The organism is Sphingomonas sp. ERG5 (assembly GCF_000803065.1).
In the GTDB taxonomy this organism is placed as follows: Bacteria; Pseudomonadota; Alphaproteobacteria; order Sphingomonadales; family Sphingomonadaceae; genus Sphingomonas.
Genome location: NZ_JSXI01000080.1, coordinates 1 through 14071 on the forward strand (window position 1 = coordinate 1; position 14071 = coordinate 14071).

Consider the following 14071-nt stretch of genomic DNA (forward strand, 5'->3'; position numbering starts at 1 on the left):
GGGCAATGCTATGCCGCTGCGCGCATCACCGGGATCACATGACCATGGCGCATTTCGCCGCCCTTTCCTACTCGCTTGCCGATCCGGTCGGGTCCGACCCGCTGGTCGCAGCGCTCGGCTGGTTGCAGGGAACATTGCTTGGCACGATCGCGTCGACGATCGCGATCATCGCGGTCGCGGTGATCGGCATGATGATGCTGAGCGGCCGGATCAACTGGCGCAATGGCGCGACGGTGATCATCGGTTGCTTCATCCTGTTCGGTGCGGGCGCGATCGCGGCAGGAATCCGATCGGCGGCGAGCGGTGGGTATGGGCGGGGGGAAGAGCTGCCGCCGGCCCCTTATGTCGCGCCGCCGCCACCCATGCCGGTCCCGTCGCCGGCGCCGACGCGGCCGGCCAATTATGATCCCTATGCCGGGGCGGCGCCGCGGAATTTCTGACGGTGGGTTTGCGCCATCGTGCGCGCAAGCGCGGGGCCAGCCCAGAAGAGATTGCGGATTGAGTAAGGTGCCGCTCAATAAGGCAGCTTGGTAACACGAAACATAAACTGCGTCCAAAAATCCTACTAAAATACTAGGATATTGTCGGGGGCCAGAAGAAGCCGCCCGTTGGCATAGGGGGTCTTCATGGCCGGAATTCGTTTATCGCTGATCCATCTCCTCTCGGCTTCCGTCCTTGGACTGTTCCCGGTCGCGGGCGCCGTTGCGCAGACGGCAACGGCGGGCACAGCGGATTCCGGCGACGCAGCCGACACCGCTGGCCAGGACGACATCATCGTGACCGCGCGCCGGCGTGCGGAGAATCTGCTGACCACGCCGGTTTCCGCGACAGTGCTGTCGAGCGCGGACCTGACGCAGCAGAATGTCCGCACCTTCCAGGATCTGCGCGGGGCGGTCTCCAATCTCGAGCTGACGCCGTTGCTGTCGGGCGGCACCAGCTTCACGATCCGCGGGATCGGGCAGACTTTCAATCAGGTCAATTCGGACACCAAGGCCGGCTTCTATGTCGATGAGATGTATGTCAGCCGGCTGGAGGGCAATGACCTGTATTTCTATGACATCGCCTCGCTCCAGGTGCTGAAGGGGCCGCAGGGCAATTTGTTCGGCAAGAATACGACCGCCGGCGCGGTGCTGCTGACCACCCAGCGGCCGACCGACCGTTTCGAAGGCTATGCCCAGTTGCGCCTCGGCTCCTATCATCGGGTGGATAGCGAGGGAGCGATCAACCTTCCGTTGGCGGACGGCATCAGCAGCCGGCTGAGCTTCCGCACCCAGGATGCCGATGGCCCGATCAGGCATCTCCTGGATGACGGCCGCAGCGGCAATGTCAGGAATCGCTCCGGCCGTCTCCAGCTTCGCGCCGAAAAGGGGCCGCTGACCGTCGACCTGCTCGGGGAATATAACTGGTCGCGGACCGATGGCGGGGCGACCATCCCGGTCGGCTGCCTGTCAACGGCGGCCTATATCAAGAATTACGATGCGCTCCACAGCGTGCCCTATTGCACCGCCTATCCGGTGCTGGGGAAGGACGATCTGGTGTATGGCGGCGCGACGCTGACCGCGCCGACCAGCGCGCTGGTGACCGACATCGCGTCGGGTGGCGACGCGGGCAAGGGCATTGCCCGTTATGTCGGGCGGGGGCCGTTCAATCACACCGATGCGACGACGCTCAACGGTCGCATCAACTATCAGCTGACCGACGCGATCGCGCTGCATTCGGTGACGACGTATCGCCGGTCACAGGCGACCTTCTACACGCCGGTCAACAACAGCCCGAACGACATCTACGCCGAATATGACCATACCCGCTCGACTCAGGTCACGCAGGAACTGACGCTGGGTGGCACCGCGTTCGATGAGCGGCTGACGTTCCTTGCCGGGCTGTATTATTTCAATCAGAAAACCACATTCCTGCAGGATACCGGCCCCGACTGGATCGATCCGCTGGGCTATATCTACGACGCGTCGCTGAAATATGAGAGCTATGCCGCCTTTGCGCAGGCGTCGTTCAAGGTCACCGACCGGCTTGAGCTGACCCTTGGCGGCCGCTACACCCATGACCGGAAAATCGGGGCGAGCTATGTCTTCTTCGCGGGCAAGGCGGGGAGTTTCCTCCACAATGGCGTGCTCACCCAGTGCGGTTATTTCACCGGCGATTTCCTGGGTGGTCTGGCGAATTGCGCCGGCGATCCCTTCACCGCGCGCGATACGCATAGCTGGCAGGGTTTCGACCCGAAAATACAGCTTTCCTATCGCTGGACCGACACGCTGTTCACTTATGCGAGCGCCGCCCATGGTTATAATGCCGGCGGCTTCAATCAGCAGATCGGTTCGCAACCGGCGAATGGCCGCTTTCCGTCCTTCTATGATCCGGAAAAGCTCTGGTCCTATGAGGCGGGCATCAAGGCCGAGCTGTTCGACCGGCGCGCGATCATCAACCTGTCGGGCTTCTACCAGAAATATACCGACATCCAGTCGGGCGTGAACGTGCTGATCGGCACGATCTCGACCCGGCAGGTGCAAAGCGCGGCATCGGCGCATGAGGCAGGTTTCGAGGGCGAGTTCGTGCTGCGTCCGACGCGCGACCTGACGCTGCGCGGTAACCTTGCCTATCTCAGCCAGGCCTATGACAGCATCCGGCCCAATGCAGTGACGCTGACGCTCGACACGCCGGTCAGTTCCGCGCCGAAATATACCTATAGCGCGGCGCTGTCCTATGACCTGCATGTCGGTGCGACAGGCAGGCTGACGCCAAGCCTGGACGTGCGCGGCGTGGGCTCGAAGCCCGCCTGCCAGGCCGGTGCGGATTATGTGTGCAAGCTGCCGGCTTATGCCTTGCTCGGCTTCCGGCTGGACTTCGTACCCGGAGGTGCAAAGGGCTGGCGGATCGGCGTCTATGGCACCAATGTGCTCGACAAGACGGTTCAGCTTGCCCGCACCGGTTATTTCGGGGATTTCGGCATTGATCGGTTTACACCGGGGCGGCCGCGGGAATTGGGTGTCGAGGCGGCGGTGAAATTCTGACGGCGGGGTGCTGTGGGGACGTTCTCTTCCTGCGCACTCAATTCATCCGAACCGAGATGGCAGGCACAATAGCCCAAAATATATAGATGCTGCGGAAAATGGGGTTGTTGCGGGTGTGACGGTGACCAGAGTATCAGTGCTGGCTTGATCGCTATTCTGGAAGCGAGCGCCAGACGGGCGCTATTACCTGCCAGGCGTGGGCTGACGCAAAAAAAGAGATTAGGGGTTAAGAAACTGTCACTGAAATCCCCAATGATACCAATAAGTCCGTAGGTTCGTAATGATATTTAGAATAAATGGCGGAGATGGCGATCAATCTATCTTCGATGAGGCATTTTTAGCTGAAACTTGCCAGGAAAATTGGTTTCCTGGTACCGTAATCAGAGGAAGGGCTCTGCTATTAAAGGTGGTATCTGGAAAAAATACGGGAAGGTATATTGCGATAACATCAAAAAATACAAATTCAATTGAAGATCAGCTTGGGAAGTCCAATTGGGTTAGTGTCGTAACCCATCTTATAGAAAGAACCGGGGATAAATTCTCTTTGGATAACGATAATGTCAGGGCGTTTGGCATGGCGGCGATTGAGAAAGTCTAGTTTGGACAGAGGCAGCGGGGTATCATCCTGGCGAGCTTTTTCGAGTTCGGGTGCCTCGGCTCTCCGCGAAGATGGCTGCGCTTGGTAGAGCAACGGCTGGCCTTCGGCTAATCCGCCTGCGCCTGACCGTCCGACATCCCGCCCTCGTCGTGCGACATCCCGCACAAAATCCACCCCCGCACCCCCACCAAGCCGGTTTGCATATCGGCCCGTCCCTCCTAAAGACTGGCCCAAGATCGAGAGGCCATCATGTCAGAAGACAGCAACGTCCAGTTTTCCGAGCGCGAAGCGCTGTTGTTCCATTCCGAGGGACGCCCCGGCAAGATCGAGATCATCGCGTCCAAGCCGATGGCGACGCAGCGTGATCTCGCGCTGGCCTATTCGCCCGGCGTCGCGGTGCCGGTGCTGGCGATCGCCGCCGATCCCGCCACCGCCTATGACTATACCGCCAAGGGCAATCTGGTCGCGGTGATCTCCAACGGGACGGCGATCCTGGGCCTCGGCAATCTCGGCGCGCTGGCGTCCAAGCCGGTGATGGAAGGCAAGGCAGTGCTGTTCAAGCGCTTCGCCGATGTCGACGCGATCGATATCGAGCTGAAGACCGAGGATGTCGACCGCTTCATCGATGCGGTCGAATTGATGGAGCCGAGCTTCGGCGGGATCAATCTCGAGGACATCAAGGCGCCGGAATGCTTCATCATCGAGCAGACGTTGCGCGAGCGGATGAACATCCCCGTCTTCCATGACGACCAGCACGGTACCGCGATCATCACCGCGGCGGGGTTGATCAATGCCTGTCTGCTGACCGGACGCCACATGAGTGAGGTCAAGGTGGTGGTGAACGGCGCGGGCGCGGCGGCGATCGCCTGTACCGAGCTGATCAAGGCGATGGGCGTGCGGCATGACAATGTCATCATGTGCGACCGTTCCGGCGTGATCTATCAGGGCCGCACCGACAGCATGGACCAGTGGAAGTCGGCGCATGCCGCGAACACCACGACGCGCACGCTGACCGAGGCGCTGGTCGGGGCCGATGTGTTCCTCGGCCTGTCGGCGGCGGGCGCGCTCAAGCCCGAAATGGTCAAGGACATGGCGGCGCGGCCGATCATCTTCGCCATGGCCAATCCCGATCCCGAAATCACCCCGCCCGAGGCGATGGCGGCACGGCCCGATGCGATCGTCGCGACGGGACGGTCGGACTATCCCAACCAGGTCAATAATGTGCTTGGCTTCCCGTTCATCTTTCGTGGTGCGCTCGACGTGCGCGCGACGGGGATCAACGATGCGATGAAGATCGCCGCCGCCAATGCGATCGCCGAGCTGGCGCGCGAGCGCGTGCCGGAGGAAGTCGCCGCAGCGTATGGCGTGCAGCACAGCTTCGGTCCGGCCTATATCATCCCGGCGCCGTTCGACCCGCGGCTGATGGAGAATGTGCCGGTCGCGGTCGCCAAGGCGGCGATGGATTCGGGCGTGGCGACCAAGCCGATCCTCGACATGGAAGCCTATCGCCAGAAGCTGCGCGGGCGGCTGAACCCGACCACCTCGGTGCTGACGCTCGCTTATGAGGGCGCGCGCGCGCATCCCAAGCGCGTGCTGTTCGCGGAAGGCGAAGAGGAAGTGGTGATGCGCGCCGCGATCGCGTTCCGCGAGGGTGGATATGGCACGCCGGTGCTGGTCGGGCGCGACGATGTGCCGGACCGGCTGAAGGCGCTCGGCGTGTCCGATCCGGAGAGCTACGAGCTGCACAACAGCCGCAATTCGCCGCTGGTGCCCGACATGGTCGATTTCCTGTACGAGCGGTTGCAGCGGCGCGGTTACCTGCGGCGCGATTGCGAGCGGATGATCAACCAGGATCGCAACATCTTCGGCGCGGTGCTGCTGCAGATGGGCCATGCCGATGCGATGATCACCGGCATCACGCGGACTTATGCGCACACCATGCGCGAAGTGCGCCGCGTGATCGATCCCGAGGTCGGGCGCACGCCGTTCGGCATCCATCTGATGGTTGGGCAAAGCCATACCGTGTTCATGGCCGACACCACGATCAATGAGCGGCCGAGCGCCGAGGAACTGGCCGATATCGCCGAAGGGACCGCAACGGTCGCGCGGCGCATGGGGCATGAGCCGCGCGTCGCGTTCCTGAGCTATTCGACCTTCGGCAATCCCGAGGGGCGCTGGCTGGAGAATATCCGTGCGGCGGTCGGCGTGCTCGACGGGCGCAATGTCAGCTTCGAATATGAAGGCGATATGGCGCCCGACGTGGCGCTGAACCCGAAACAGCTGGCGAATTATCCGTTCGCGCGGCTGTCGGGGCCTGCGAACGTGCTGATCATGCCGGGGCTGCAAAGCGCCAACATCTCGGCCAAGCTGCTGCGCGAACTGGGCGGCGACGCGGTGATCGGGCCGATGCTGGTGGGCATGGAGAAATCGGTGCAGATCGCGCCGATGACCAGCACCGCAAGCGAGCTGGTGACGCTGGCGGTGCTCGCGGCGGGCGGTATCGCGCGCTGACGAGCGGCCGGCGGATAGCGGGTCAGCATTGGTACAGGTAACATGCCGCAGGGAAGCGCGATGAGCGGAGTCCCGGGCGGCGTGTCGCCGTATCTGATCGCGATCATCGGCGTGGTGCTGGTCCTGCTGGCGCGGCGTTCGCGTCTCGTCGGCACCGTGCTGACCATCGGCCTGCTCGGGCTGGCGGTGATGATCTTCACGCAGCGTGCCGCGATCGATCCGGCGCTCGACCGGGTCGCGCGGATGTTCGGCGCCGACAGGGGCGGGCAGCAGGTCATGGGCAAGGAAATGCGCGTGCCGATGGCGCGCGACGGGCATTTCTGGGTCCGCGCGCGGGTCGGCGGCAGCGAGCGGCGCATGCTGGTCGATAGCGGTGCGACCGTGACGGCATTGTCGAGCGACACAGCGGCGGCGCTGGGCCTGCGCGTCGAAACACCCTTGTTTCCGGTGGTGCTGCAAACCGCCAACGGGTCGATCGAAGCGCAGACCGCGACCATCACCGAATTGCACATCGGCAATATCGTCGCGCGCGACCTGCCGGTGGTCGTGTCGCCGGCGTTCGGCGACATGAATGTGATCGGGATGAATTTCCTGTCGCGGCTGAAATCGTGGCGGGTGGAGGGCCGGACCTTGATCCTGGAGCCGCACCACCCGCAGCGTGTGGGGTAGGTTTCGGCTCCTCCCCGTGCCGGGGAGGAGCGAAAGGTTACGCGTCGATCGACGTCCCCAGCGCGGCATGGACCAGGCCGCCGTCGACGGTGATCGTGTCGCCGATGACATAATCGCCGGCACGGCTGGCGAGGTAGATGGCGGCACCGGCCATGTCCTCATCGACGCCGATGCGCTTCGCCGGGATGCCCCTGGCGATCTCCGACCCATGGTCGCGCGCCGCCTTGTTCATTTCGCTGGCAAAGGCGCCCGGCGCGATCGAGGTGACGTTGATCGAATCCGTCACCAGCCGTGCGGCCATGCGCTTGGTGAGATAGATCAGCGCCGATTTGGAGGCGTGATAGCTATAGGTTTCCCACGGATTGAGGCGCTGGCCATCGATCGAGGTGATGTTGATCACCTTGGACGGGCGGTCGGGGCGGGCGGCCTTTTTCAGCGCTTCGTGCAGCGCCTGGGTAAGAAAGAAGGGCGATTTGACGTTGAGGTCCATGACCTTGTCCCAGCCTTTTTCCGGGAAGACATCGAACGGCTCGCCCCAGGCGGCGCCGGCATTATTGACTAAGATGTCGAGGCTGTCGGTATGTTCGGCGAGCTGCGCGGCAAGCGCCTTGCAGCCGGCGACAGTCGAGACGTCCTGCGGCAGGGCGATGCATTTCTCGCCCAGTTCCTTCGCGGTTTCGAAACAGGCATCGGCCTTGCGCGCCGAGATATAGACGGTCGCGCCCTGCGCGATGAAGCCCGCCGCGATCATCTTGCCGATGCCGCGCGAGCCGCCGGTGACAAGCGCGGTGCGCCCGTCGAGGCGGAAGAGGTTGGTGGTGTCCATGTATTTTCTCTCCTGACATCCGTTCGTTTCGAGCGACGTCGAGACACTGTGCGCAGCGCTTACGACCTGTTTCTCGACATCGCTCGAAACGAACGGGGGTGGGTGTGCTTTCGGGTGATTATCCCCCGCGCCTGATCGTCTCGCGCGCGATGATGAGTTGCTGGATCTGGCTGGTGCCTTCGTAGATGCGGAACAGGCGGACGTCGCGGTAGAGGCGTTCGATGCCATAGTCCGAGATGTAACCGGCGCCGCCGAAGATCTGCACCGCACGATCAGCGACGCGGCCGACCATCTCGCTGGCAAAATATTTCGCCGCGGCCGATTCCATCACCACATCCTTGCCGGCGTCCTTGGCGGCGGCGGTTTCAAGCACCAGCGCGCGCGCGGCGAGCGCATCGGTCTTCGAATCCGCGATCATGCCCTGGATCAGCTGGTGTTCGGCGATCGCCTTGCCGAACTGCTTGCGCTCGGTCGCATAGGCGACGCTGTCGGCGATCAGCCGTTCGGCGACGCCGACACATACCGCCGAGATATGCAGCCGCCCGCGATCGAGCACGCGCATCGCGATCTTGAAGCCTTCGCCCTCCGCGCCAAGCCGGTTGGCGGCGGGGACGGGGACGTCGTCGAAGATCACATCGGCAACCTTGGCGCCTTTCTGTCCCATCTTCTTTTCGGGTTCGCCGATCGACAGGCCCGGCAGGTCGCGCGGCACGAGGAAGGCGGAAACACCGCGTCCGCCCGGTTCGTCGCCGGTACGCGCCATGACGGTGAACAAATCGGCCTTGTCGGCATTGGTGATGAAGCGCTTGGTGCCCGACAGGCGGTAGATGTCGTTTCCGTCAGCGTCCCTGGCCTTCACCGCCCTGGTCTTCACCGCACCCGAATCGCTGCCGACATCGGGTTCGGTCAGCGCGAAGCTGGTGATGATCTCTCCGCTGGCGATGCGCGGCAGCCAGGTGGCTTTCTGTTGGTCATTGCCCGCCATCACCAGGCCCTGGCTACCAATGCCGACATTGGTGCCGAAGGTCGAGCGGAAGGCGGGCGTGGTGCGGCCGAGCTCGATCGCGACGCGGGCTTCCTCCGCCATGGTCAGGCCGAGGCCGCCATAGTCCTCGGCGATCGACAGGCCGAACAAACCCATCTCGCGCATTTCGCGCACCACATCGGCGGGGATCGCATCGGCTTCCTCGACCGCGCTTTCGAGCGGGCGCAGCCGTTCGGTCACGAAGCGGCGGACGGTGTCGATCAGTGCGTCGAAGGTTTCCGGATCGAGTGCCATACATCCTCTCTCTCAGCCATCATGTCGAAACTGGTTCGGGATGGCGATGGATGTTCCCGTCGATGCCTCAATCGCCGCCCCTCCGCAAACCCGAAATTCCAAAAACACGCGATTGACCGCGCTGAACCCCATACTATGCTACCCAAAAAATATTGCCCCCAATAATATTACCCCAGGAGAGTGTGATGCGTTTTACCGGCAAGCGTGCCGTCGTCACTGGCGGCGCTTCGGGAATCGGCCGCGCGACCGCGCTGCGACTCGTCGAAGAAGGCGCGGAGGTATGGATCGGCGATATCGACGAGGATGGCGGGCGGGAGATTGCCGCGACTTCCAATGGCCGGATCCGCTTCCTGCGCACCGATGTGATGCAGGCCGGGGACATCGAGGCGCTGATGCATGCGGCCGATGCGGCGGGCGGGCTCGACGTGGTGTTCAACAATGCCGGCGCGGGCGGGTCGCGCGACAAGATCGATGCGATCAGCCCGGAGGATTGGGATCGTACCCAGGCGTTGCTGCTGCGCTCGGTCGCACTTGGTATCCGGTATGCCGCGCCGCTGATGACTGCGCGTGGCGGCGGCGCGATCGTCAACACCGCGTCGATCGCGGCGCTGCAGACCGGCGCGGCGCCGACCGCGTATTCGGTCGCCAAGGCGGGCGTGCTGCATCTGACGACGATGGCGGCCGCCGATCTCGCGCAGCACAATATCCGCGTCAACGCGATTTGCCCGGGCTTCATCACCACCAATATCTTTACCTCGGCGCTGGGTATCGAGGGCGAGAAACGCGCCATGGCCAACGCCGCGATCGGTGCGATCGCCGCCAAGGCGCAACCGCTGCAACGCGCCGGACGGCCTGAGGATATCGCGGCGGCGGTCGCCTATCTCGCCAGCGACGATGCGGCGTTCGTCACCGGCACGCACATCACCGTCGATGGCGGCATGACGATCGGGCCGCGGCACAGCTGGGACGCGGAAGCGCCATCGATGTTCGCCGCGCTCGAGGCGTTCGCGGCATGAACGATACGGCAGCGCCGGTACACGGCGCCGCGCCGGCGGCGCGCCGGCTCTCCCCGCGCACCACGCTCAGCTACGGCTTTGGCGCGGTCGCGTACGGCGTGAAGGACAGCGGGTTCGGGACTTTCCTGCTATTGTTCTACAATCAGGTGCTCGGCCTGCCGGCGGCGACCGTCGGGCTGGTGATCATGACGGCGCTGGTTGCCGATGCCGTGGTCGATATCTCGATCGGGTTCTTTTCCGACCGCACGCGCAGCCCCTGGGGGCGGCGCCATCCCTGGATGTATGGAGCGGCAATTCCGATCGCGGTCGGTTGGCTGCTGATCTGGAACCCGCCGGCGCTGAGCGAACCGATGACTCTGGTGTGGCTGTTCGTCACCGCGATCCTCGTGCGCAGCGCGGTGTCCGCTTATGAAGTGCCGTCACAGGCGCTGACGTCGGAACTGACCGCCGATTATGACGAACGCACGCGGATCAGCGCCTATCGCTATTTGTTCGGCTGGGCCGGCGGGCTCGGCATCCTGCTTGCCGCCTATACCATTTTCCTGCCCACCGACGCGGCTCACCCCAAGGGTTTGCTGGAGCGGGCGGGCTATACCCAGATGGCGTGGGTCGCGGCGGGCGTGATGCTCATCGCCATCCTGACCTCGGCGATCGGCACGCATCCGGAGATCAAGCGGCTGCCCAAATCGCCGGCCAATGGCACGCTTGGCGCAAGTTTCAGCGAATTGGGCACCACGGTGAAGAATCGCGGTTTCCTGGTGCTGATGGGTGCGGGGCTGATGGTCTATACCAATCAGGGGATCAGTTTTGCGCTGTCCAACTATCTCTATGCCTATGTCTGGCATTTCGAGAAGCTGGCATATGTGTTCCTGATCTTCGCGCTGTTCTCGGGAGCGACGATGGCGTTTGTGATCGCACCGCGGATCGGGCGGCGCTTCGGCAAGCCGGTCGCGGCGTCGGCCGCGATGGCCGGTGCGGTGTTCCTGCTGACATTGCCATATTGGCTGCGGCTGGCCGGCTGGTTCCCGGCACCCGAGGATCCGGTCATGATCCCGTTGCTGCTGACGATCTTTGCCTGCAACACGGCATGCAGTGTTTCGGCGATGATCCTTGGCGCGTCGATGATGGCCGATGTGGTGGAGGATTCGGAAGCCCGGACCGGACGGCGATCCGAAGGCATATTCTTCGCCGGATCCTTCTTCATCCAGAAATGCACCAGCGGTTTCGGCATCGCGCTCGCTGGCCTGATCCTGGCCCTGGCGCATTTCCCCGAAGCAGCGAAGCCAAGTCAGGTGCCGGTTGGAACGGTCGACCGGCTGACCATCATCTTCATTACGGTCTATATCGTGCTGGGCGCGACCGGGGCATTTCTCTTCAGCCGCTTCCCGTTCGGGCGGACTGAACATAATGCGCGGCTCGACGCGCTGGCGACGACCGAGCATGGAGGCTGATCCGCGCTGCCGTTAAAATAGAAATCATGGCCGGTCGATTCTGCCCGGGTCCGAACGACAAGGGATGTTCGCGCCATCACGGAGACCGGCCATGTCGACATCGTTTCCCAACCTGACCGCGCAATGCGCCTGCGGCACTGTCGCGTTCGAGACCAAGCGTGCGCCGATCATCACCGCAGCCTGTTATTGCCATAGTTGCCAGGAAGCGGGCCGACAGATCGAACAACTCTCCGGCGCGCCGCCGGTTCTCGATGCGGATGGCGGCACGCAGTTCATCCTTTATCGCAAGGACCGCGTCACCTGTATAAAGGGCGCCGAGCACCTCGCGGATCGCCGGCTGACTCCGCAATCACCGACGCGGCGGGTATTGGCGACCTGCTGCAACTCGGCGATGTTTCTCGAATTTTCAAAGGGGCATTGGCTGAGCATGTATCGCGCGCGCTTTGCGGGGGATGCGCCGCCGCTTGAGATGCGCGTCATGACCCGCGATCGCCGCGATGGTGTCGTGCTTCCCGACGATGTCCCCAATCTTGCCGGCCATTCTGGAAAATTCATGGGTAAGCTGTTCTTCGCCTGGATCGCCATGTTGCTGCGGCGCTGAGAAGGGGGCCCGAAGGGGCAGGCCGCGACCGTCGTCCAGACGCTGCAATCGCCGCCGACGCCGCGCCGCACGCGCCCTGATCGACCGGCGCGGATGCGGCGACGTCTTGCGCGGCGGCACAAGCGATGCGACTGATCAGGCCATGCCGACGAAAACACCCCATGTTTCCCGCCTGTCGGGAGAGCTTGATTGAGCGCCATCGCCGGGGTGGTTTTTGCCGATGGTCGCGCGGTGGAGGATGCGTTGCTGGCGCGGATCGTCGGCGCGTCGGCGCGGCGCGGCTTCGACGGCGTGACACGCTGGCATGGTGGCCCGGCGGGGCTGATCCGATTCGCACATGCGACGACAGTCGAAGCGGTGGGCGAAGTGCAGCCGTTCGTCAGCCGGCGATCGGACGCAGTGATGGTGTTCGACGGCCGGATCGACAATCGCGCGGAATTGATCGCGTTGCTCGGTCCGTCGGACAGCCCCCCGGCATCCGCGCCCGATGGCGAGATCGCGCTCGCGCTGTTTGATCGGCTCGGCGACGATTTCGTGCAGCGGCTGGCGGGCGACTACGCGATCGCGATCTGGCAACAGCAGCACCGGCGCTTGCTGTTGCTGCGATCGCCATTCGGCTGGCGTCCGCTGATCTGGACATTCGATGGGCACCGCTTCGGCTTCGCCACCGAGCCCCGCGGGTTGGTCCTCGGCCTGGGGATTGAGCGGCGGCTCAACGAAGGCGCGATCGGTGAGTTTCTTGCCGCGCGCTTTGTCACTGAAACCGACACGTTCTGGCACGGCGTGCACCGCCTGCCGCAAGGTGGCGCACTGGCGTTCGAAGGCGGCCGGGTGCGCCAATGGGCGTGGCATGGCGGCCCGTTCGAGGATCTGTCGCAGCTATCGCTCGACGAACATGTCGAGCGTTTCCGCACATTGTTCGACCAGTCGCTGATCGCCGCCGCGCGCGGTTCGGGGCCGGTGACCTCGCAATTGTCCGGCGGGCTCGATTCCTCCTCAGTGGTGTGCCGCATGGCGGAATTGCACCGCGACGGCCGGATCGATCGGCCGGTCGGCGCGATCAGCGCGCGCTTCCCCGGCGAGCCGCATGACGAGACGGTGTGGAGCCAGGCGGTCGAGACTCATGCCGGCATCACTGCCGAGACCGTGGGGTCCCAGCCGTTCGACAGGGATACAGCGCGGCAATGGTGCGCCGATTCCTACCAATTGCCGCTGCGCCCCAACACGCTCGACACCACCGTGCCTGTGTGTCGCCAACTGCGTCAGGATGGCCGCCGCATCCTGCTGACCGGAGAGGGCGGCGATGACTGGCTCAACGGGTCGTTCGCGCACTGGCCCGATCTGCTCGCCCGTGGCCAATGGCGCGCGCTGTTTCGCCACGGCGCCGAGCAATGGCCGGACGCCCCGGCGCATGTCATTGCGCGGCGTACGCTTTATCCCGCGCTGATGCCGTTGATCAGCGCACGTCATCGCGAAGCATTGCTCCAACCGCATCTCGATTTCCGCCTCGATCCGCCGGACTGGATCCGTCCCGACTGGATGGCGCGTATCGGGCTCGAGGCGCGCTGGCGTGATGGCATCGCACGGCAGGGTCTTCGCGGTTTTACGCAGCGCTCGCGCTATGCCGTGTTCACTCATGCCCGCCGCCACATCGGCTATGAACCGGTTTTCGCTTATGCCGAAAGCCAGGGGATCGAAACCCGTCATCCGTTTCACGATCTCCGGCTCGCGGATTTTTTCATGGGCGCGTCGGGCAGTTTGTTGCGTAAGCATAATTGCCGCAAATTTCTGCTGCGCGAGGCGATGCGCGGCACCCTGCCCGAACTGGTCCGGACGCGCACCACAAAGGCGTATTTCGTCGGCCATATCGTCGATGCGGTCGACGGGCTGTTCGAGCAGCGCGCGCCGCGCGACCTGCTCCCCGCAACACTTGGCTGGATCGATCCCGACCGGATCGCTGCATTGCACGCGCCGTTCAGCAAATGGCGCAGGGATGGGTCAACCGGGCCGATCCCGGAGACGCAATGGGGGCCGGTCTGGTTCGCGCTGGCGATGGACATGTGGCTCGAGAACGCATTCGGTCTGTAGCGTCCTTCG

The 14071-nt window shown here is 63.7% G+C and carries 10 protein-coding genes; 8 read left to right on the plus strand and 2 right to left on the minus strand.

Translation table 11 applies throughout. The features are described from left to right. The 4 genes from OO12_RS29385 to OO12_RS25400 all read left to right on the plus strand — a co-directional run. Positions 1 to 440 (plus strand): TrbC/VirB2 family protein (locus OO12_RS29385; protein ID WP_327196049.1); only part of this gene is annotated, 440 nt, incomplete at its 5' end. Between the two features lie 186 nt (positions 441 to 626). Then, entirely contained in the window at positions 627 to 3023 is a 2397-nt protein-coding gene (locus OO12_RS25390) for a TonB-dependent receptor (RefSeq protein ID WP_034161495.1), read from the plus strand. A gap of 847 nt (positions 3024 to 3870) precedes the next feature. Beyond that, complete coding sequence (locus tag OO12_RS25395; protein ID WP_034161496.1) at positions 3871 to 6132, plus strand: NADP-dependent malic enzyme; 2262 nt, start codon at positions 3871 to 3873, stop codon at positions 6130 to 6132. Positions 6133 to 6192: 60 nt separating this feature from the next. Next, positions 6193 to 6801, plus strand: a complete 609-nt coding sequence (locus tag OO12_RS25400; RefSeq protein ID WP_034161527.1) for a retropepsin-like aspartic protease family protein — start codon at positions 6193 to 6195, stop codon at positions 6799 to 6801. A gap of 37 nt (positions 6802 to 6838) precedes the next feature. On the opposite strand, the gene OO12_RS25405 is transcribed toward OO12_RS25400, so the two are convergent. Continuing rightward, positions 6839 to 7627, minus strand: a complete 789-nt coding sequence (locus OO12_RS25405) for an SDR family oxidoreductase (protein ID WP_034161497.1) — start codon at positions 7625 to 7627, stop codon at positions 6839 to 6841. A 118-nt stretch (positions 7628 to 7745) separates the two neighbouring features. Next, on the minus strand, positions 7746 to 8906 hold the full coding sequence (locus OO12_RS25410) for an acyl-CoA dehydrogenase family protein (RefSeq protein WP_034161498.1): 1161 nt from the start codon (positions 8904 to 8906) through the stop codon (positions 7746 to 7748). Positions 8907 to 9091: 185 nt separating this feature from the next. Here OO12_RS25410 and OO12_RS25415 point away from each other — a divergent pair, with 185 nt between their 5' ends. The 4 genes from OO12_RS25415 (at position 9092) to OO12_RS25430 (ending at position 14062) form a co-directional block, all read left to right on the plus strand. Then, complete coding sequence (locus tag OO12_RS25415; RefSeq protein WP_034161499.1) at positions 9092 to 9922, plus strand: SDR family NAD(P)-dependent oxidoreductase; 831 nt, start codon at positions 9092 to 9094, stop codon at positions 9920 to 9922. After that, positions 9919 to 11373, plus strand: coding sequence for an MFS transporter (locus tag OO12_RS25420; RefSeq protein ID WP_034161500.1), 1455 nt, complete (start codon positions 9919 to 9921; stop codon positions 11371 to 11373). Before OO12_RS25415 ends, OO12_RS25420 begins: the two co-directional genes overlap by 4 nt. Before the next feature lie 91 nt (positions 11374 to 11464). After that, the gene (locus OO12_RS25425) at positions 11465 to 11974 is read left to right on the plus strand and encodes a GFA family protein (RefSeq protein WP_034161501.1); all 510 of its coding nucleotides are present in this window, start codon (positions 11465 to 11467) and stop codon (positions 11972 to 11974) included. A 189-nt stretch (positions 11975 to 12163) separates the two neighbouring features. Next, the gene (locus OO12_RS25430) at positions 12164 to 14062 is read left to right on the plus strand and encodes an asparagine synthetase B family protein (RefSeq protein WP_082006788.1); all 1899 of its coding nucleotides are present in this window, start codon (positions 12164 to 12166) and stop codon (positions 14060 to 14062) included. Positions 14063 to 14071: the final 9 nt, after the last annotated feature.